Source organism: Halomonas sp. TA22, from assembly GCF_013009075.1.
Lineage (GTDB): Bacteria > Pseudomonadota > Gammaproteobacteria > Pseudomonadales > Halomonadaceae > TA22.
Genome location: NZ_CP053108.1, coordinates 788684 through 806113 on the forward strand (window position 1 = coordinate 788684; position 17430 = coordinate 806113).

General features: G+C 61.5%; 15 protein-coding genes. 8 read left to right on the forward strand and 7 right to left on the reverse strand.

Translation table 11 applies throughout. From position 1 onward, the window contains the following. Positions 1–115 precede the first annotated feature (115 nt). The 3 genes from HJD22_RS03585 (at position 116) to HJD22_RS03595 (ending at position 4399) form a co-directional block, all read left to right on the forward strand. The gene (locus tag HJD22_RS03585; RefSeq protein WP_208654277.1) at positions 116–1513 is read left to right on the forward strand and encodes a hypothetical protein; all 1398 of its coding nucleotides are present in this window, start codon (positions 116–118) and stop codon (positions 1511–1513) included. A gap of 169 nt (positions 1514–1682) precedes the next feature. Continuing rightward, positions 1683–3149, forward strand: coding sequence for an ABC transporter substrate-binding protein (locus HJD22_RS17765; RefSeq protein ID WP_248730092.1), 1467 nt, complete (start codon positions 1683–1685; stop codon positions 3147–3149). Further along, entirely contained in the window at positions 3146–4399 is a 1254-nt protein-coding gene (locus tag HJD22_RS03595; protein ID WP_208654278.1) for a sensor domain-containing diguanylate cyclase, read from the forward strand. Before HJD22_RS17765 ends, HJD22_RS03595 begins: the two co-directional genes overlap by 4 nt. 10 nt (positions 4400–4409) lie before the next feature. Here HJD22_RS03595 and HJD22_RS03600 read toward each other — a convergent pair whose 3' ends face one another. Continuing rightward, on the reverse strand, positions 4410–5624 hold the full coding sequence (locus HJD22_RS03600) for a toxic anion resistance protein (RefSeq protein ID WP_208654279.1): 1215 nt from the start codon (positions 5622–5624) through the stop codon (positions 4410–4412). 50 nt (positions 5625–5674) lie between these two features. Next, on the reverse strand, positions 5675–6616 hold the full coding sequence (locus tag HJD22_RS03605; protein ID WP_208654280.1) for a cobyrinic acid a,c-diamide synthase: 942 nt from the start codon (positions 6614–6616) through the stop codon (positions 5675–5677). A 140-nt stretch (positions 6617–6756) separates the two neighbouring features. On the opposite strand from HJD22_RS03605, the gene aguA reads away from it, so the two are divergent. Together aguA and HJD22_RS03615 are read left to right on the forward strand one after the other, a co-directional pair. Then, entirely contained in the window at positions 6757–7875 is a 1119-nt protein-coding gene (gene aguA / locus HJD22_RS03610; protein WP_208654281.1) for an agmatine deiminase, read from the forward strand. Positions 7876–7984: 109 nt separating this feature from the next. Beyond that, entirely contained in the window at positions 7985–8224 is a 240-nt protein-coding gene (locus HJD22_RS03615; protein WP_208654282.1) for a hypothetical protein, read from the forward strand. A gap of 59 nt (positions 8225–8283) precedes the next feature. Here HJD22_RS03615 and HJD22_RS03620 read toward each other — a convergent pair whose 3' ends face one another. Then, positions 8284–8979 carry an extensin family protein gene (locus tag HJD22_RS03620; RefSeq protein WP_208654283.1) on the reverse strand — a complete coding sequence of 232 codons (696 nt, stop codon included), beginning with the start codon at positions 8977–8979 and terminating at the stop codon, positions 8284–8286. A gap of 179 nt (positions 8980–9158) precedes the next feature. On the opposite strand from HJD22_RS03620, the gene HJD22_RS03625 reads away from it, so the two are divergent. Both HJD22_RS03625 and HJD22_RS03630 read left to right on the forward strand, forming a co-directional pair. Further along, on the forward strand, positions 9159–10298 hold the full coding sequence (locus tag HJD22_RS03625; protein WP_208654284.1) for a mechanosensitive ion channel family protein: 1140 nt from the start codon (positions 9159–9161) through the stop codon (positions 10296–10298). Between the two features lie 91 nt (positions 10299–10389). Further along, entirely contained in the window at positions 10390–11667 is a 1278-nt protein-coding gene (locus HJD22_RS03630; protein ID WP_208654285.1) for an MFS transporter, read from the forward strand. A gap of 12 nt (positions 11668–11679) precedes the next feature. Here HJD22_RS03630 and HJD22_RS03635 read toward each other — a convergent pair whose 3' ends face one another. From HJD22_RS03635 to HJD22_RS03645, 3 genes are all read right to left on the reverse strand, one after another. Then, positions 11680–12609 (reverse strand): D-2-hydroxyacid dehydrogenase family protein, encoded by a 930-nt coding sequence (locus HJD22_RS03635; RefSeq protein WP_208654286.1) that lies wholly within the window; start codon positions 12607–12609, stop codon positions 11680–11682. A gap of 174 nt (positions 12610–12783) precedes the next feature. Then, a complete protein-coding gene (locus HJD22_RS03640; RefSeq protein WP_208654287.1) occupies positions 12784–12963 on the reverse strand; it encodes a hypothetical protein in 180 nt (59 codons plus the stop codon). A gap of 86 nt (positions 12964–13049) precedes the next feature. Further along, entirely contained in the window at positions 13050–14681 is a 1632-nt protein-coding gene (locus tag HJD22_RS03645) for a BCCT family transporter (RefSeq protein ID WP_208654288.1), read from the reverse strand. Positions 14682–14895: 214 nt separating this feature from the next. On the opposite strand from HJD22_RS03645, the gene HJD22_RS03650 reads away from it, so the two are divergent. After that, the gene (locus tag HJD22_RS03650; RefSeq protein ID WP_208654289.1) at positions 14896–15891 is read left to right on the forward strand and encodes an LLM class flavin-dependent oxidoreductase; all 996 of its coding nucleotides are present in this window, start codon (positions 14896–14898) and stop codon (positions 15889–15891) included. Here the strand turns inward: HJD22_RS03650 and HJD22_RS03655 are convergent. Beyond that, positions 15888–17105, reverse strand: a complete 1218-nt coding sequence (locus HJD22_RS03655) for a glycosyltransferase (RefSeq protein ID WP_208654290.1) — start codon at positions 17103–17105, stop codon at positions 15888–15890. The two genes, HJD22_RS03650 and HJD22_RS03655, sit on opposite strands and share 4 nt — an antisense overlap. Between the last annotated feature and the right edge of the window lie 325 nt (positions 17106–17430).

Below are 17430 nucleotides of genomic sequence, written 5' to 3' on the forward strand. Positions count from 1 at the left end.
TATATTGCCGATTGGTGATTAAAGCATCAAAAGCCTTTATATTGCTCGTCGACGACTACCTGGCGACTGCCGGCGGCCGTGATCGATCTCTCCTCTCTCGTACAAGGACTATCCCGTGTCCATGCGTTCCCTGTTTCGCACGCTCTCCTCCCTGGTGTTTCTGGCCATCGGCCTGGTACTCGGCTGGCTCGCGGCCGATCATCTGCAAAAGGAGCGTGAACCCGAGCTCGACCAGCCCCCCTTGGTCTCCTTGGGAGAGCGGCAGCGCGGCGAGATCACCTCGGCAAGCGAGCTCAACGGCAAGGATGGCAGCCGCTTCGAGCGCTACCGTATCTCACTCGCCCAGGATGCGCTTGTCGAGCTGGAGCTAGGGGGCGCACTCAAGGGTACGCTCTCGCTGTATGACGTCAGTGGACAGCTGCTCGCCACCTCTCCCGGTGACGCCACGACGGAGATGCCCACTCGCCTGCGCCAGCGAATTGCCGAAGAGGGCGAGTACACGCTGGTGGTCAGTGGCCACGACGCCCGCAGCTACGGGCCATTCCGGATCGATAGTCGCGAGATGCAAGCCCAGGACTCCGGCCTGCTGACGGTTCCCTCGGCAATCATTGGGTGGATGCACAACGCTGCCAACACCTATGAACTGGAGATCGAGGAAGCGGGTCTCTACAGCCTCGAGATGCGTTCCGACGAATTCGATGCCTATCTGGCGCTGACCGGCAACGACATCGACCTGAGCGATGACGACAGTGCCGGCAACCTCGACGCCCGTATCTCGAGCTATCTGCCGGCTGGCCATTACCAGCTCACGGCACGTACCGCCTATGACCGGGGCGAGGGCCTCTATAGTCTGGATATCGAGGCCCTCGAGCTTCCGGAAGGCGTCGATTTCCAGAACGGTGGCGAGCTTTCCGCGCAGCAGACGCTACAGGGCTGGTTCAGCAATTCGCCGCTCGAATACCGGCTGCAGATTGACGAGACCGCCATGGTCACCATCGACATGATGTCGGATGCCATGGATAGCTACCTGGAACTGAGCGGCGAGGGAGTTTCTCTCAGCGACGACGATGGCGGCGCAGGGCTCAATTCGCGCCTGCAAACACTTCTGCAACCGGGCATCTATACCCTGACGGCGAGAGGCTTCAATAGTGGCAGCTCGGGTCTGTTCACCCTTCAGACCAGCACCAGCGAGGTCGTCACCGAGGTCATCAATGGTGAGCTCAGCATTGGCATGACCATCGCCGGCCAGCTGGAAACGGGGGCGCGCAACTTCTACAGCTTCAATGTCGAAAGCGCTGGCGACTATACGTTCGACATGCAGTCGAGCGAACTCGACAGCTACCTGGAGCTGGAGGGCGACGAGGTCTACCTCACCGACGACGATGGCGGCGAAGGCTACGATGCCCGTATCCGCGCTCACCTGGAACCAGGTGAGTACCGCCTGGTCGCCAGGGCCTTCGACAGCTCGGCTACCGGCAGCTACCTGCTGAGTCTCTCTGCCGACGAGGAGTGACGTTCCCCGTCATTCCATGTTCACTCTGACACCAGGTGAGGCCGGTCCCTTGGACCGGCCTCATCATTTGCGGCGTAACAGCATTGAACCGCCTCCCTCGAATGGCATTCAGTTTCCTCGCCAATGGCCGATAGCACTGGTAAGTAAAGTCAACAAGACACCCCAATACATGGCGAAAACAGGCAGCGCCATGCTTATCGGCTCGCTGGGAAGGTCGATATGCAGGAAAACAATACATTTTTGGCTTGCAAGTGCAGGTGTCTCGCTGCTGCCGCTCTCCGCCATGGCGGGGCTGGATGAGCTTTCGTTCATCACCGAAGAGTACCCGCCTTACAACTATCTGCAGGAGGGCCAGCTCAAGGGGCTCTCCATCGACGTGCTGGAGGCTATATTCGCCTCCAGTGGCACTGCGCTCCAACGCGACACCATCCACTACCTTCCCTGGGCGCGTGGTTACGATACCGCTCTTTCCGAGCCCGGCACGGTGTTGTTCTCCACCACTCGCACCGAACAGCGCGAAGCGTTATTCGATTGGGTCGGCCCGATCGCCAAGGACAGGGTGACGCTAATTGCCCGGCGCGATAGCGGCATCCAGCTCACTGACATCGCCTCGCTGCAGACAAGCCCCTACCGCATCGCCGTGATACGCGAGGACATTGGCGCCCAGCGACTGGCTGAAGCAAGTATCGATGCCGGTCGCTTGCTGCCGGCCTTGACCAACCTCAGCGCACTCAACATGCTCGAACGTGGCCGGGTCGATCTGTGGGCCTACAGTGAGAACGTGGCGTTCTGGCTCATGGAGCAGCATGGTCTCGATACTCGGGAGTTCGAGTCGGTGCTGACGCTCAGCGAGTCCGAACTCTATTTCGCCTTCAACAAGCAGAGCGACGCACAACTGGTCGGCCACATGCAGCAGACCCTCGACGACCTGCGCCGCAACGGCAGGCTGACGGCAATCCTCGGCAATGGCATTACCTTCACCACCGAAGAGTATCCACCATTCAACTTCATGAATGAGGATGACCAGATCGATGGGCTGACCACGCGGGTGTTGCGTGCCGCCCTTGCGGATGCCGGGCTTGCAGTCACTTTTCGCCTGCTGCCGTGGGCGCGTGCCTACACCGAGGCGCGCCTGCGCGAGGATCACTGTGTTTACTCGACCACCCGTACGGCCGAGCGTGAACCGTTATTCTCCTGGGTAGGGCCGCTGGGCCTCAACGAGTGGTCGGCCTTCGTGCTCGCCGAAAGCGATATTTCGGCCACGTCATTGACGGAGCTCGAAGGGTTGCGCATGGGCAGTTTCCGCGAAGATGCGGTGGGGCAGTACGTGGCAGAACAAGGCCTGCCTGTGATGCTCTCGACCCAGGAGCGCGACAATATCCAGCGCCTCACGGCAGGCCTGATCGACGTGTGGGTCACCGGCGACCTGGCGGCACGCCAGATCGCCACCGAGGCGGAGGTTGCGCTGCGCCGCCTGTTCAGCTTCAAGCGGGCCGAACTCTACCTGGCTTGCCACCCCTCGGTGGATGACGCCTTCTTGAGCGCACTACAGGCCTCCCTAGACCGGCTCGCCGCCACCTCAGGGCTTGCCCGGATCGAGGACGAGCTGCTCGACGCACTGGGGATCGCGCCATGAGCTTGTCTTCGCGAAGAGTGATACGTCACTCCAGCCTGACCATCAAGCAGGCCGCGCTGACGCTGATCATCGCCGTGATGTTGAGCATCATCGCCGGTGCACTGGAGCTCGCCTGGAACGTGCGCGACATGCGCAAGGATATCAACGAGCAGACCTGCCACAACCTGGCGCTGATTCATGCCACTGCTGCCGAGGCCGCCTTTCAGCTCAATCCCGATCTCGCCGAGCAGGTTGTCGCCGGGCTGTTCGCCGCCGGTAGTGTGCAGCAGGTCATCATCCGCGACGACTTCGGTCGCATCATGGGGCAGCGCCAGCAGCTGCAGGAGGGCCAGACCAGCTGGCTCGTCCAGCACCTGTTCAGTGACATAATCGATCATCGCATCACCCTCGAGTATGACATGGGCCCAGGCAACCCGGCCGGCTCGGTGGGCGAACTCGAGCTGACCCTGGCGCTGGACAGCCTGGGACAGGCCTTTCTCGAACGCAGCGTGATGATCTTTTCACTCAGCGTACTCAAGGCCTTCGCCATCGCCGCGCTGGTGGTTGCACTCTTCCATATCTTCATCACCAGGCCCCTACTCAAGGTCCATAAGGCGATCGCCGCCACCGACCCACTCACACCCGGCGCATGGCCCAAACCCCGGCTGAAATATCACGACCAGGATGAGTTGGGTGAACTGGTGGAGAGTCTCGACGGCCTGCTCGGCGCCTTCCAGCACGGCCTCGATCAGCGCGATCAGCTACATCAGATCTCGACGCTGGATGGCCTGACCGGCATCGCCAATCGTCGCCGTTTCGACCTCTTCCTGAGCGAGGCGTGGCAGAGTACCTATCACAGCGGCCAACCCCTGTCGGTCATCTTTATTGATATCGATAACTTCAAGGCCTACAACGACCATTATGGCCATACCATGGGTGACGATACCCTGCGGGCCGTAGCGCATGCGCTGAGCATCGTCGTAACCCGACCCGGCGATCTGGTGGCACGTTACGGCGGCGAGGAGTTCGTCTGCGTGCTGACCGACACCGACCTCAAGGGGGCCCATGGCGTTGCCCTACGTATCAAGCAGGCGATCCTTGAGCTGAACATTGCCCATGACGGTCATGGCGAGCACGATCAGGTCACCGCAAGCCTAGGGGTCGCCAGCACCCGCCCGGCGCAAGGCGAGATGACCCTGGCGAGGCTGCTGGCGCTTGCCGATCAGCGGCTCTATCGCGCCAAGGATGAGGGGCGCAACAAAGTCGCCTGAAGCACCAGTCTTATGCGGGGCCATCGGGCTTCGGCTCGCGGTCCTGTTCTGGCTCCTGGACCTGGTTGCCACGCTCGAGCTTGTCGATCGCCTCGCCCCCCTTGCGTGACAGCGACTCCAGCCGCGAGATCTGCGCCTGCAGGGTCGGCAGCGCCTCCTGACGGTAGCGTGACAGATCGTCGATGGCGCCCATCACCTCGCCGAAGGCTTCCTCGAGCGTCTGCATGTCGAGCATCGCCGACGAGGCACGGGTCTGGATGTCCACCCCCTGCTGCCGGAGCGCGCGGGCGGTACCGCCGATGATCTCCGAGGTGGTGCTGTTCAGTGCCTCCACTCGATCCAGCACCAGGCGTTGATTGGCCAGCGCCATCGCCACGGTGACGGCCACGGTCAATGCCGACACGGTGACGTTGATGGCCCGATCCACCCCGCGCATCAGCTCGCGGTTGTTGCGGATGATCACCTCAAGGGCCAGCACACCCTGCTGGCTGACTGCCAGTTGCTGCTGAAGATCGACGATACGCTGGCGCAACGGAAACAGCAGCTCCTCCTCGATGAAGGCCCGCTGAGCATCGTTGACATCACGACTGGCGGCTGCCCTCTCCAGACGCCGATCGATCAGCCGGCCGAGCTCGATCTGGCGACGCAGCTGCGTCAGCGACTCATGCAACGAGGCTTGATCGTCGGAGAGCGTCAGGTTGTCGCGGCGCAGCATGTCGCGCCCACTCTCCAGATCGGCGATGATCGCATCGAGCGCCTGCTGGGCATTCTCGAACTTACGGAAGTAGCGCTGCAGGCGCGAGCCGACCCCGGGTAGACGCGCCATCACGCGATCGAGCCCTCCCGGTGCCAAGCGGTGCTGGCCGGGATCGAGATCGCGCATGCGACCCCGCAGGTTGACCAGTGCCTGGGCCACCGGCCCACCATCGTCGCCCTGGGTCGCCAGCTTGCGCAGCGGCGTCTGCAGCATGGCGCTATGATGCGCCGCCTGGCGCTGGATCTCGATGCCCATCTCGTCCACGGCACGCCGCTGGCGCTCCGCCGTGGTGATATCAGCGTCGCGCGCCAGCACCTCCTCGACGAAGGCGTCGGCCACGCCAACGAGCTCGTCATCCTCCTCGAACTCGCTCTTCTCCGTCGTCTCTTCTGCCAGGCGTTCGGCCAGCACCTCCACCGGTGGCAGGGACAGCCGGTTGGTGCCCGGCTTATCGTCGATCTCTCTCATCGGCTCGCTCTCTCACAGTTCATGCTCTCGATTCGTGAAGCCATGGCCACTTACTCGCGGCGGGCATAGCGGTCGGCCCTGCCGACGAAGTCACGCAGATCGGTCAGCGCCTGGTCGGCGGCGACCGAGGCCTGAGGACGGCCGGTCTCGATGCGCGCCATCGCCACTGCGGTATCGTCCAGCGCGGTCAATGCCGCCTCGTTACGAGCAGACAATCGCTTCAAGTAGCGCTCGGTCTCCTCGATCAGCTCCAGGCGTCGCTTCAGCGCCACGCGCTCGGCTGTCGATAGCTGCTTGCCTTCACGCGCCAGGCGGCGGCGTACGAAATCGCCATCGACGCCAGCCACTCCCCGCGCCTGGGACGCCATCGCGGTGAGATTGTCCACCGCACCAAAGCAGACCTCACTGATCAGCGTCCGCGAGCGCTCGAAGGCCAGCTCGCCACTGTCGAACCGATTGCCCAGCACACCCAATACATGCCGGTAACGGCTGTAGAGACGGTCGGCCTGGGTCGCCAGATCGCTGCGCTGGGCACCCAGCAGCGCCTGCTTGGCCCGCCACAGCGCCAGCACGACCTCGTCGGCATTGGCAGGAGGCTCGCTTGGGTCGAGTATCTCGACACCCGCTTCGCTTGACTCCCGGGCAAGGGCTGCCCGGCGTAGCGCCTCCTGCCTGGCGTGCTCGGCCTCGAACTTGCGTTGGCGACGCCTGGCGCGCCAGTCACGAAAGCGCCGCTCCAGGGGCAGCTCAACGGCGATCGCGCCCAGTCCCGCCAGCCAGCCCCACAAGCTGGGACCGAAACCGCCCCATAGCGAGGTTAGCCAGATCAGAAAGCCGATGAATGGCACCAGCAGCCAATAACGCCAGATGACCTGCAACCGGTTCGGCGACTCGCCGGGCATGGCAAGCGAAGGGTTGACCATCCCTGCGAGGAACCATGGCAGACAGGTGAGAAAGAGCCCATAGGCAAATCCTTGAAGAAATCCCAGCATAGATGACGTTGCCCGACCGTAGGGAAGGAAGCATGAGTGTAGAGGAACACGAATGGCGCAATAAAGCGCTGGACGCGTTTCCTCGCTGGATTCACTATCGCGACTTTGTTATTGGTTGATGTGAATTTCCAGGATTAGACATGACCATGACCCCGTCCGTTTCATCGCTCACGGACCCGGTTTCCACACCGGCCGCACTGGGCTTTCGCATGCCCGCCGAATTCGCCCCTCACGACGCCTGCTGGATGCTCTGGCCGCAGCGCCCGGATACCTGGCGATATGGCGCCAAGCCGGCGCAGAAGGCCTTCGTCGCCGTGGCGCGTGCCATTGCTGAAAGCGAAACGGTCTATGTCGGCGTCAACGACGAGCAGTACGAGAACGCACGCTTCCAGCTGCCCGAGTACATTCGCGTGGTGGAGCTTTCCAGTAACGATGCCTGGATGCGCGATGTCGGTCCCACCTTCCTGACCCATCCGGATGGCAAGCTGGCAATGGTCGACTGGGACTTCAATGCCTGGGGCGGCCTCAAGGGCGGGCTTTACTTCCCGTGGGACAAGGACCGCCGGATCCGCGCCAAGATCGCCGAGATGCTCAACATCGAGCGCTTCCAGGCCCCGGTGGTGCTGGAGGGCGGCGCCATTCACGTCGACGGTGAAGGCACCCTGCTCACCACCGAGGAGTGCCTGCTCAACCCCAACCGCAATCCCGAACTGGGGCGTGCCGAGATCGAGCAGGTGCTATTCGACTACCTGGGCGTGAAGAAGGTGATCTGGCTGCCCAACGGCTGCTACCTGGACGAGACCGATGGCCATATCGACAACCTGTGCTGTTTCATCGCCCCGGGTGTCGTGGCCCTGACCTGGTGCGATGACGAGAGCGACCCGCAGTATGCCATCTCCCGGGCCGCCCTGGCAGTGCTCGAGCAGAGCAGCGATGCGATGGGCCGCGACTTCAAGGTGCACAAGCTGCCCCAGCCGGGGCCACTGACCATCGCCGAAGAGGAGGCCAGCGGCATCGATCGCCTGAGCAGCTCGCACCCACGCCAGCCCGGCGATCGCATGGCCGCTTCCTACGTCAATTTCTATATCGGCAACACGGTAGTGGTGATGCCATTGCTCGACCCGGCTCATGACGATCAAGCCCTTGCCGTACTCGAGGAGGCCTTCCCCGACAGGCGCGTGATCGGTGTACCCGCCCGCGAGATTCTGCTCGGCGGAGGCAACATCCATTGCATCACGCAGCAGCAACCGCGTCCCTGATGCCAGGCGCAACGATACTGCTAGGACCTGAGAACATTGCCGAACATTGCCTGGAGCAACGATCCTCACTACGGTGATAAAGGTAAAGCCAAGGAAATGGAGGTAACCTATGACCCAAGGACGACTGACAAGCGCACTGGCAGTGCTCAGCGTGATGCTGCTGCTCGCTGGCTGCGGGACGGGCACGGGTGAGCGTGCCGCCAGCGGTGCTGGCGTAGGTGCTGCGGTAGGTGCCGGTGCTGGAGCCGCCACCGGCGGCAGTGCCGTGCGCGGCGCAGTGATAGGGGCAGGGGCCGGTGCCGCGACAGGTGCCGCCACCGACTCGGATGATCTCGATCTCAACCGTTGAGCGATAGTTGTGCTCCCTTGCAAAGCCCACCTCGGTGGGCTTTGCTGTTTCTCACGGTCTCAGCGACAGGTGCGAAAGCCGCGCATGCCGAAATGGAAATGATCGGCATGGGCCTGATTGTAATCGGGTCCCAGCACGTTGCCGAAGATATCGCAGGCGCCGTCGCGGGCCAGGCGCAGGAACTCGCCTGCCTCGCCATCTTCGTGCCAGTGATTGAGCAGCACGATGCGCCGTCCGTTGGCCAGCCTGAATGCTGCGACATCCAGCGCCTCGGCCGTGGCGTGCTCGCTGCGCCTCCCCCCCTCGCGGTGGTAGATGTTGCGACAGGCGAAGCTGCCGTAGTGCTCGACGCGGGAGACACGGCTGCCAAAGACCTCTTGAGCCGCCGGCTGCAACCGCTGACGCTCGAAGATCACCCAGGCGAGCGCCAGTGGGCAGGAGGCCACGAATGACGAATTGAAGCTCACCTCGCTGCTCTGCATGCGCACCACGTTCTCGAGCGGACAGCTCTCCACCGGGGTGTAGTCGGCCAGAGGCGTATAGGAGAGCTCTCCTCCGGGGGCCGTATCGAGTGCCGCCAGACACCCCTCGCGATCATCCGCGAGCTGCGTGAGCTTCCATTTGGTGATCGGCGTCAGCGGATCATCGACCGTCAGGGGCTCCCAGGGATGCCAATGACGTGGGATCTCGTCCTCGTAATACCATAATGCCAGGGCAGCTCCCCCCAGCAGCAGAAAAAAAACTAACGCACGCATGCCTGTCCTCACCCATCCATGGTTTCTCGTTCAGCGTAACGGCAACGAGGCGGCATACAAAGCCGCAGAAGCGACAGTGTTGCGATATCACCTGCTCATACAGTGCTACCTTAATAACAAACGCTGTTGAAAACGCTGCTAGGAAGAGTAAGCAAGACCCGCTTTTAAGGACGAAACACATGGAAGGATTCATCGATAGCATGGCCGGGCTAGTCGCTCGGATCAACTCAACCCTGGTTTGGCTCCCCAATTGGCTGGTAAGCGCCGTGGTGCTAGTCATCGCCGCCATGCTGACGCTGGGGCTGCACCGACTGCTGGTGCGCCTGATTCGGCGCGCACTCGGAGTACGGCATCCGTGGCTGCTCTCCATCCTCGCCCAGACGCGAGGCCCCACACGCCAGGCATTGGTGATGGTCGGCCTCTCCATCGCGCTGCGTGTGGCACCGCTGCCGCCCCAATTGACCGAGATGATGCAGCATGCGCTGCTGGTCGCCTTCATCATCTTGGTGGGCTGGACGGCATTGACCATCGTGCGGGTCGTCTCCGCGCTCTACCTGCGCCGCTACCGGATGGATGTCGAAGACAACCTGATCGCGCGCAAGCACTATACTCAGGTGCGCATACTGCGTCAGGCGGCGACCACACTCATCGTCATTCTCACCACGGCGCTGGCGCTAATGACGTTCGAGGCGGTACGCCCCTATGGCGTCAGCATGTTCGCCTCGGCGGGCGTTGCCGGCATCGTGGTCGGTTTCGCCGCACAGCCGGTACTGGCCAACCTGATCGCCGGAATACAGCTGGCCATCACCCAGCCGATCCGCATCGACGACGTCGTGATCGTCGAGAACGAGTGGGGAAAGATCGAAGAGATTACCGGCACCTATGTGGTAGTGAAAATCTGGGATCTGCGCCGTCTAGTGGTGCCCCTCTCCTACTTCATACAACAGCCGTTCCAGAACTGGACCCGTGAAGGCTCGGAACTCTTGGGGACCGCTTTCTTCTATCTGGATCATCGAACTCCATTCGACCGCCTGCGTACCAAGCTCGAGGAGATCGTTCGCGACTCCCCGCACTGGGATGGCAAGGTAATCGTCCTGCAGGTGACGGAAGTGAAGGAGTGGACCGTCGAGGTCCGTGCCTTGGTCAGTGCGAGAAATGCGGGGACCGCCTTCGACCTGCGCTGCGAGGTGCGCGAGAAGATGCTCGCCTTCCTGCGCGATCACTGCCCCGAGGCTCTCCCCCGCCACCGCGGCGAGCTGAGCCAGCCTATGCTCTCGGACGAGGCGATCAGCCCACCTCCCCGACCAGCGTCTCCCTGAGGCGAGGGCGGCGGATATGAGCGAGCCTGCGACGACATTCTGTGACATGCTATACATTTCGCACGCTTACGATCCGACGCCCTGAGTGAACATGTCCACGACCGCTTCCCGAACCGACGATAGCGACACGCTCCCCCTGTACCGCCAGCCTGGCTTCCTGGCCTTTCTCTCGGCCCGCCTGGCGGCGGTGTTCGCGATGCAGATCCAGGCGATCGTGGTGGCCTGGCAGGTCTATGACATCACCCGCGACCCCATGTCGCTGGCCTATGTCGGGCTTGCCCAGTTCCTGCCCATGCTGTTGCTGCTATTGCCGGCCGGCGATCTGGTCGACCGCTTCCCGCGCAAGCGCATCCTGCAGCTGAGCTGGGCCCTACAAGGGGTCTGCAGCGCTCTGCTGCTGTGGCTCTCGGCGGCTGGCAACGGCGAGGTCACGCTCTACTATTTTGTGCTGGCCCTGTTCGGCTGTGCCCGCGCCTTCACCGGCCCGGCCCTGCAGAGCCTGTTGCCCAATCTGGTGCCTCGCGCGCAACTGGCCCAGGCGATTGCCCTCAACAGCTCGATCATGAAGATCGCGGTGATCGGTGGCCCCCTGCTCGGCGGTATTCTCTATGCAGTCGGGGGAAGCCTGGCCTATGCGGTCTGCCTTGGGTGCTTCGTGGTGGCGCTATTGCTGCTGCAGGGAGTGGTGGTGCGTTATACACAGCCCCTCAAGACCCTGGAGACCACCGCCTGGCGGCGCTTCACTGCCGGCATTAGCTATATGCGCTCGCAGCCGATCATCCTCGGCGCCATCTCGTTGGATCTGTTCGCGGTGCTGCTGGGCGGGGTGGTGGCGCTGCTGCCGATCTATGCTCAGGAGATACTGCATGTGGGACCGGAAGGACTGGGGGCACTGCGCAGTGCGATAGCGCTTGGCGCGCTGCTGATGAGCCTCTACCTCGGGGTGCGTGGCATCAAGCGCCATACCGGCCTGGTGATGTTCATCGCGGTGGGCGTGTTCGGCATCGCCAACCTGGTATTTGCCTTCTCGACGCTGTTCTGGCTCTCCTTCGTTGCCATGCTGGTTGCCGGCGCCGCCGACATGATCAGCGTCTACGTGCGCATGACGCTGATCCAGCTGGCGACACCGGACGAGATGCGGGGCCGCGTGAACGCCGTCAATATGCTGTTCATCGGCTCGAGTAACGAGCTGGGCGAATTTCGAGCCGGCAGCATGGCGGCCTGGTTCGGTGTAGTGCCGGCCGCGGTGATTGGCGGGCTCGGCACCCTGGCGGTAGTCGGCGTGTGGGCGAAGGTCTTTGCCCCGCTACGCCAGGTGGATCGCTTCGACGATGCTACCGCCACTACGCCCCGCTTGCAGGAGGCGTAACAGCCCGCTCCTCTACTGCCGCTCTTCGGCTGCTGCCAGCAGGTTGTCGAAGGCATCGCCGAAATAGAGCTCATAGCTGTCCTGCTCGACATAGCCAAGGTGCGGGGTAGCGACCAGCCCCGGCAGTTCGAGCATGGGGTGCTCGAAAAGCGGCTCCTGCTCGAAGACATCGATGCCTGCCCGGCCCGGACGACCGGCACGCAGCGCCGCCTCCAGTGCACCGCTTTCGATCAGTTCGGCACGACTGGTGTTGATCAGCACCGCTTCGGGCTTCATGCACGCCAGATGCTCACCGGTGACGATGCCCTGTGTGCCCTCATTGAGGCGCAGATGCAGACTCAGCACGTCGGCGCGCTCAAACAGGTCACGCTGACTCTCCGCGGTGGCCAGCCCCGCATCACGCGCACGCTCGAGACTGCTCTCGCGCCCCCAGACCAGCACGTTCATGCCGAAGGCCTGGCCGTAGCCCGCCACCAGTTTGCCGATCTTGCCATATCCGAAGATCCCCAGGGTGCGGCCCTTGAGCCCCGTGCCCAGGGTACGCTGCCAGCGCCCCGCCTTGAGGTTCTCCACCTCTTGGGGAATATGCCGGGTCGCCGCCATCGCCAGGCCCCAAGTCAGCTCAGCGGCGGCATGCGGTGAGCCGGTGCCGACCAGAACCGTGACCCCGTGGCGCTCGCAGGCTTGCTTGTCGATATGTGCCGCCCCCCCGCCGGTCTGGCTGATCCATTTGAGATTGGGCAAGCGCACGAGCAACTCATCGGTGATGCGGGTGCGCTCGCGGATCAGTACCAGCGCTTCGGCATCACCCAGCCGCTCGGCCAGCGCATCGAGATCGGTCAGGGTATCGTTGAATATCGTCACCTCATGTCCGTCGAGCTTGCCGTAAGCATCCAGCGTGCGAACCACATCCTGATAGTCATCGGGAATCGCGATCTTCATTGAAGGAATCCTTGCCAACGAAAGATAAGCCACAGAGGTTATTAGCCTGCCGCCCAATATTGCCAGATAAATCCGTCGGACATCAGCGCAAACCACGTGATAGATAATCGTACGAATGATAGAAGCGGGCCACCCCAAGGTGGCCCGTGCTTCAGTACGAATCAATCGATGCGTTCAGCGCAAGTGCATCATGAAAGCCAAGCTTCCCACCGCCATGGCCAGGATCACGGCAATATCCACTGCCCGATTTAGCCAGCGATCGAAGGCCGCCGGGGGCGGGGCCTGCCGGCGTGGCGTGGCCCCGTGGGGCGCTGCGCGACGCATACCGCTATGGCGTGGCTTGAACGTAGGCATCGAGGTTTCACGGTCATTGGGTGAATAGGCTTAGGACTATCATATGTCGTCACCCTCCTGCTCGCCACGTCGCATGATCGAAGATATCAAGTATCGCGGGCGTTGATACGCCGGTTGACCACATTGGGAGCGCGTCTGAAACGCTCCTCCTCGCTGAGCATTTCCGCCTCGAAGGCGTCGGCACCTACCGGTGTCTCGCCATGGCGGCGATAAAGCGCCGTCAGCATCGCCTTGCGATCGGCACGCAGCTCCTTGATCAATACGAACACCATGCCATACAGGATGAAGGTGAAGGGCAGCGCCGAGAGCACCGAGGCCGACTGCAGGCCAGTGAGACCGCCGGCCGCAATCAGCGTGAGGCAGATCGCAGCGATCAGCACGCCCCAGGTCACGCGCTTGTGAAGCGGCGGATTGATGGAGCCATTGTCGGTCATCTGCGCCACGATATAGGAGGCCGAGTCGGCGGAGGTGACCAGGAAGATGAAGATCAGGCACATGGCGATGATCGACAGTACCGGCGTGAAGGGCATCAGCGCGAACATCTCGAACAGCGCCACGGTGATGTTGGCCTCGGTGGCAGCCGCCAGGCCGACATCGCCATTGAGCTCCATATTGAGCGCCGCACCGCCGAATACGCCGATCCACAGGCAGGCCAGCAGCGGTGGCACCACCAGCACGCCAAAGACATACTCCTTGATGGTGCGGCCTCGCGAGACACGTGCCACGAAGGTACCCACGAAGGGCGACCAGGCGATGACCCACGCCCAGTAGAAGATGGTCCATGAAGCGGCCCAGGTATTGTCGCTGTAGGGCGAGATACGCAGGCTCATGCCGATGAAATTCTGCAGATAGTCACCCAGGCCCAGGGTGATCGTCTCGAGAATCGCCAGGGTCGGGCCGGTGATCAGTACATAGAGCATCAACCCGATGCACAGAATCATGTTGAGATTGGAGAGGCGCTTTATGCCCTTGTCCAGCCCCGACCAGGTCGAGGCCATGTAGGCGAGAAACATCACGAACAGGATGATGAATTGCCAAAGCACGCCCTCGGGTATGCCGAATACCGCATTCAAGCCGCCATTCATCTGCAGCACACCCAGCCCCAGCGACGTAGCAACCCCCATCACCGTGGCCACAACCGCGAATACATCCAGAGCCGGCGCATAGGGCCGTGCCTTGGGGTACTTGGCAGTCACCGAGGAGAGCACCGAGGAGACCAGTCCCGCCTGCCCCTTGCGGAATTGAAAGTAAGCGATGATCAAGCCCACCACCGAGAACGCCGCCCATTGGTGCACCCCCCAGTTGAAGAAACTGTACTGGATGGCGTAGCGCGCCGCGGCTTGCGTCTCCGCCGTGACGTCGCCATAGGGTGGCTCGATATAGTGAAACATCGGCTCGGCCATACCATAGAAGACCAGGCCGACACCGAAACCGGCGGCCAGCAACATGCTGATCCAGGAGAAGAAGGTGTAGCTTGGCGAACTATCCTGAGGGCCCAGGCGAATCTTGCCGTACTTGCTGAAGGCCAGCACCAGCAAAAAGATCACGAAGCCGAAAACGGAGAAGAGATAGAACCAGCCGAAGAGTTCGGTAACGCGATTGAGTGCCGCTTCGGCACCTGCCCCGAAACGATCCGGAAAGGCAGCCCCAACAGCGACCAGTGCAACGATGATAAAAGCCGAAATCCTAAAAACCCGCTGCCCGTCAGTGTTGGCCATCGAATACTCCCTTATTCTGTATAGCCGCTGTATAAATAACCTAGCCTCTAGCAGTATCATCTGCCATATCGGTTAGCAACCCACAGCACCCCATCATGGGCTCATGGGCTCATGGGCTCGCCCGGGACGCCGTCCCCTCCATTTGCATTTCTTCCTCGGCGTCCCCATAACCAAGCCAATCGCAAGCATGCTACCAACCGATCATGGATATCTCATGAGCCAACTCGCCACAACGCCCCTCTCCGTTCTCGATCTGGCACCGATCCGCCAGGGTGCGAGCATCGCTGACAGCTTTCAGGAGACCGTCGGCCTGGCGCGCCGGGCCGACGAGCTGGGCTTCAATCGCTACTGGCTGGCCGAGCATCACAATATCGATGGCATCGCCAGCGCCGCCACGGCAGTACTTATCGGCCATATCGCCGGGCATACCTCCCGTATTCGCGTTGGCAGTGGCGGTATCATGTTGCCCAACCATCCACCGCTAGTGATCGCCGAACAGTTCGGCACGCTCGAGACGCTCTATCCCGGACGCGTCGACCTGGGGCTAGGCCGTGCGCCGGGATCGGACGGCGCCACCATGGCGGCCATGCGCCGCCATCCACAGTCGGGTGTGAGCGATTTTCCCGAACAGGTCGAGGAGCTTTGGGGGTATCTGAATGAGGCGCGCCCAAACCAGCGCGTCAAGGCGGTCCCTGGACAGGGCACCCGCGTCCCGCTCTGGCTGCTGGGTTCGAGCGGCTACAGTGCGCAGCTCGCCGCCCGCCTTGGCTTGCCGTTCGCCTTCGCCGCCCAGTTCGCCCCGGGCTACCTGTTCGAGGCACTGCGACTCTATCGCGACAACTTTCGCCCCTCCGAGGTACTCGCCAAACCCTACGCCATGGTGGGCATGCCGGTGATCGCCGCTGAGAGCGACGATCAAGCTCGCTTCCTGGCGACTACCGCTCAGCAGAAGTTTCTCAATCTGATCCGGGGCAAGAGCACCAAGGCGCTTCCACCAGTGGAGCAGTTGGACTGGTCGCCCCAGGAGCAGGCGATGGTAGGACAGAACCTTGGCGCAGCAGTGATTGGCGGCCCCGAAACGGTCCGCCAGGGGCTTGAGGAGTTTCTAGAGCGCACCGGCGCCGATGAGCTGATGCTCAATACCGACGTCTACCACCACCAGGATCGGCTGCGCAGTTATGAGATCGTGGCCCAGGTATGGAAAGGCTAGGAATAGGCGCTGGGGCGAGTCAGTTCGCCCCGCTTGAGGTCAAGCATGGCCGCCAACATGGCGTTGTTGACCTGTGCCAGGTCATATTTCGCCTCCGCGATATAACGTGACATCCGGCCCATCGAGCAGATGCGCTGTGGATATCTCAGCAACTCGCGAACCGCATGGGCGAGATCCTCGGCATCGCGTGCTCTTACCACTAGCCCATTGATACCATTCACCAACGGGCCGGGCTCGGCAAGGTCATCGCAGGCGATGAGCGCTCGACCACAGCCCATCGCCTCCAGCGCGATTCGCCCCGCCTTTCTACTGCTGCCAGGGAATATCACCACCGATGCCTGCTTGATCCAGGGTAGGGGGTCACAGGCATCAAGGATCTCAACCCCTTTTTTGCCCCACAGCGCCCGCTGCTCTTTTTCAAAAGAAAAATCTTCGAGAGAACCGCCTTCAAGAGAACGATCTGCGATAGCAGCGAGCTGGAATCTGACCTGGGGAAACTGGCACTTCAGTGCCATCGCAGCGGTCGCGAAGGCGCGCACCTCTTCAAGAGAGGTCGATGAGGCCAGGCACAGGAAGGTCGTCGGCTCGAGCGACACTGGCATCATGGAAAAATGCTTGAGGTCCACCCCGACACCATGAGTGAGATGAGTCTCCGTCATACGGCGGAAGATGCGGCTTTTCCTGAGCTCCTGAAGGTCGTCCGCGTTCTGACATATGACCAGCTGGCTCAAGCCGCCTATCACACCATACGAGGCGATTTTCAACCGGGAGGTTCGGCGAGACGCCACCGTTTTGTTCCCTGTCCGCGCCACCCCATTGACTAGACAGTAGACGTCGGATACTCGGGAAAAGCGGGCAGCGAGGCTGGCCACTAGCGATGTTCTGAGGGAGTAGGCGAAGACCGATGCCGGCTTGAGCCGGTGAATGAGCGCGACCAGAGGGAAGAAACGCAGCAACCGCTGTCTGGCATTTCCCATGAAAGGATCGCTATCGTAGGTCACGATACGCACGCCCTTATCCTTTAACGTCGATAATAATTCGTTTGGTGGACTCAACATGGCCACCGATTTCCCTTGCTCTACCAAGGAGAGCATCAAGGGGCTGCAGTCGCGTATGAGTAGATTTATCTCGTCAGCCAAGAAAAGTATATCGACATTGCATGCTTCATCCATGCTCGCATTAAGCGGAAGGATCGCTTGATTATCGTTATCCATACGTAATCACACCATAGCAATAACAAACCTTTCTTAAACCTCAAGAAAAGCTTGGGCCCTCTGGCACATTGCACCCCGTTGTACCGGCTGTGGGCATGCCTGCCCCACACCACCCAAAAGCTCACATATAAGCGCGCTCTCGATTATTATTTTTTATATTAACAATATTTAATAAAGAGGAATTTGATCGAGCGTCGCACTCGACTTATCTATTACTATCCACAAACCACATTGAAAGGCGATGACACACTCCATAAAAACACACCACGCATCAGAAAAATAATAAGCGAGGCGTCTAACTACACTAGGCGACTCATGTTTATTT

Excerpts from the sequence above, each read along its gene's own strand:
- HJD22_RS17765 (WP_248730092.1), top strand. The coding sequence starts at position 1,683 with ATGGCGAAAACAGGCAGCGCCATGCTTATCGGCTCGCTGGGAAGGTCG.
- HJD22_RS03595 (WP_208654278.1), top strand. The coding sequence starts at position 3,146 with ATGAGCTTGTCTTCGCGAAGAGTGATACGTCACTCCAGCCTGACCATC.
- HJD22_RS03600 (WP_208654279.1), bottom strand. The coding sequence starts at position 5,624 with ATGAGAGAGATCGACGATAAGCCGGGCACCAACCGGCTGTCCCTGCCA.
- HJD22_RS03605 (WP_208654280.1), bottom strand. The coding sequence starts at position 6,616 with ATGCTGGGATTTCTTCAAGGATTTGCCTATGGGCTCTTTCTCACCTGT.
- aguA (WP_208654281.1), top strand. The coding sequence starts at position 6,757 with ATGACCATGACCCCGTCCGTTTCATCGCTCACGGACCCGGTTTCCACA.
- HJD22_RS03615 (WP_208654282.1), top strand. The coding sequence starts at position 7,985 with ATGACCCAAGGACGACTGACAAGCGCACTGGCAGTGCTCAGCGTGATG.
- HJD22_RS03620 (WP_208654283.1), bottom strand. The coding sequence starts at position 8,979 with ATGCGTGCGTTAGTTTTTTTTCTGCTGCTGGGGGGAGCTGCCCTGGCA.
- HJD22_RS03625 (WP_208654284.1), top strand. The coding sequence starts at position 9,159 with ATGGAAGGATTCATCGATAGCATGGCCGGGCTAGTCGCTCGGATCAAC.
- HJD22_RS03630 (WP_208654285.1), top strand. The coding sequence starts at position 10,390 with ATGTCCACGACCGCTTCCCGAACCGACGATAGCGACACGCTCCCCCTG.
- HJD22_RS03635 (WP_208654286.1), bottom strand. The coding sequence starts at position 12,609 with ATGAAGATCGCGATTCCCGATGACTATCAGGATGTGGTTCGCACGCTG.
- HJD22_RS03640 (WP_208654287.1), bottom strand. The coding sequence starts at position 12,963 with ATGCCTACGTTCAAGCCACGCCATAGCGGTATGCGTCGCGCAGCGCCC.
- HJD22_RS03645 (WP_208654288.1), bottom strand. The coding sequence starts at position 14,681 with ATGGCCAACACTGACGGGCAGCGGGTTTTTAGGATTTCGGCTTTTATC.
- HJD22_RS03650 (WP_208654289.1), top strand. The coding sequence starts at position 14,896 with ATGAGCCAACTCGCCACAACGCCCCTCTCCGTTCTCGATCTGGCACCG.
- HJD22_RS03655 (WP_208654290.1), bottom strand. The coding sequence starts at position 17,105 with ATGGATAACGATAATCAAGCGATCCTTCCGCTTAATGCGAGCATGGAT.